Source organism: Protofrankia sp. CiP1_Cm_nod4 (genome assembly GCF_982290645.1).
The window spans coordinates 15,140-17,230 of sequence record NZ_CEVIVC010000078.1; the positions used below are offsets into that span (position 1 = coordinate 15,140).

General features: G+C 72.4%; 2 protein-coding genes. Both read left to right on the forward strand.

Translation table 11 applies throughout. The features are described 5' to 3' along the window. Window positions 1-212 precede the first annotated feature (212 nt). On the forward strand, window positions 213-917 hold the full coding sequence (locus tag AC5LSR_RS15360; RefSeq protein ID WP_250283269.1) for a UbiX family flavin prenyltransferase: 705 nt from the start codon (window positions 213-215) through the stop codon (window positions 915-917). Between the two features lie 628 nt (window positions 918-1,545). Next, entirely contained in the window at window positions 1,546-1,779 is a 234-nt protein-coding gene (locus AC5LSR_RS15365; RefSeq protein ID WP_250283267.1) for a hypothetical protein, read from the forward strand. Window positions 1,780-2,091: the final 312 nt, after the last annotated feature.

Genomic DNA, 2,091 nt, shown 5'->3' on the forward strand with positions numbered 1-2,091 from the left:
GGAAGTGCGTACGGAAGTGCGTACGGAAGTGCGTACGGAAGTGCGGAAGGTGCCGGAGGGACAGGGACAGGGACAGGGACGCATTCGGGCGACCACCGGCCGCTGGGGCATATCCGGACGGTTGACCGGTTGGCCGGGCACCCGGGCTCCGGGCTCCGGGTATCCGAGTGGTTGGGCGTCCGGGTGGTTGGCCGGACAGTTGGGAGGACGGGGTGCGTCTCGACAGCCGGGACGCGGTGCCGCCGCGGCCGGGTGAAGGCGAACCGCGGCTGCCGTGGGTGGTCGGCGTCAGCGGGGCGAGCGGGACGCCGTACGCGGCGTCGGTGCTGCGCGGCCTGCTGGACGCCGGGCTGCCGGTGGACCTGGTCGTCTCCCGGGCGGCCCGGCTCACCCTGTTGGACGAGACCGGGATCGCCTGGCGGGACAGCACCTGGCCACGGTCCCTGGCCGGCTGGCTCGGCGTGGACCCGTCCGTCATCTCCGAGGCGGCCGCGGCGGATCTGCTCCGTCACTGGTCCTGCAGTGATCTTGCCGCCGGGCCGAGCAGCGGCTCGTATCTGACCAGGGGGATGATCGTCGTCCCCGCGAGCACGGCTGCCGTGGCCGGGATCGCTCTCGGGCTGTCCAAGGATCTGCTGCAACGCGCCGCCGGCGTGACGCTGAAGGAAGGCCGTCGGCTGGTGGTCGTGCCCCGGGAGATGCCGTTCACCCGCTCGACCCTGCTGCACATGCTGTCCCTGCACGACGCCGGCGCGGTGGTGGCGGCCGCCAGCCCCGGCTTCTACGCCGGCGCGACCGACGCGCGCGCGCTCGTGGACTTCGTCGCCGGCAAGGTCCTGGACGCGGCCGGGGTGCCCAACGACCTGCTGCGCCGCTGGACCGGTGAGCTCGGCGCGGCCCGTCGTTCGTCCTCATGATCTTCATTGTGTGATCTCTACGTTCGGGCGGCCATCGCTCTTTCGTGACTCTGGGTACATAAATATGGATAAATGCGTATCCAGGCAAGGCGGTGTAAGGCTGTCATGAGCGCGAGGCGGTGTGGAACTTGACCGGGACGAGGAGGCTGGACGGCCCTGGCCGTACCGCCGCCCATCGTCATGATTTTTGTGCTGCCGGGGGTGGGACGGCGCCGAAGGTGATCAGGCCCGAAGGGGCCGGTGAGCTCGGCGTCACGCGCCGTTCATCTCCATGATCTTTGGGATGGCACGGGACATGACGGGGATGAGAACGTGACGGGGATGAGGGGGCGCGCGGGCTCGGCCCCGCCCGATACCTGCCCTCGTGACCGCCGCGGATCCGGCGGGTCGTACCGTAAATGAGCGGGATCCGTGCTCATCCGGTTCGAGATGCCCGCCGGCAGCTGAAGACCGAACTGGGACGAAGGCGGGCATGACACGCGACAGCGGCGGGAGACAGCGGACGCGGGACAGCGGCACGCGGGCCACGACGGCAGACCTGGACCGGGTGCCGCGTCCTCGGACGCCCGCTTCCAGGGGCGCCGCTGGCGCTTCGGGCGCCTGGATGGGCTGGCCAGCCGGGCGTCCTGTGGCCGGTCAGGCCCCGGCCTCCCTGCGGGTGCAGCTGCCGTATTTCGCCGCGCGGATCGCGGCGCTGCTCGTGATGCTGACCATCCTGCTCATCCTGAGCGTCAACCCTGTCCTCGCGATACTGGCCGGTCTCGTGATCGTGGGTGCGCTGACCTATCCGCTGGGCCGGTCGCAGCGCAGGGCCGCCCAGCGGGCCGCCGCCCGCGCCGGTACCGGCCCGGAGCGCCGATAGCGCCCTGCGGGCACTGTGGGCACCCCGCTTGCCTCGGGGGGACGCGCGCGTGGCCCCGGGAGCCGGTGGACCCGAGTGACGGGTCGATCAGATCACCGCGACCGCCGCGCCCGTGGCCCCCGGGCGCCGGCAGCTCCCAGGGGCCGGTGGCCCGGTCGGTAACCCCGCGACGAACGGGGGCAGAGGCGAACGGGTACAGGGCGGTGGCCTGTCCGCGCTCCCGCCGGGACGCCGGCGGGCTCTGGGGCGGACGGGTCCTGAGCTGACGGCCAGGGGAGCCGACGGCTGGCGGAGCCGGTGGCCGGGGGAGCC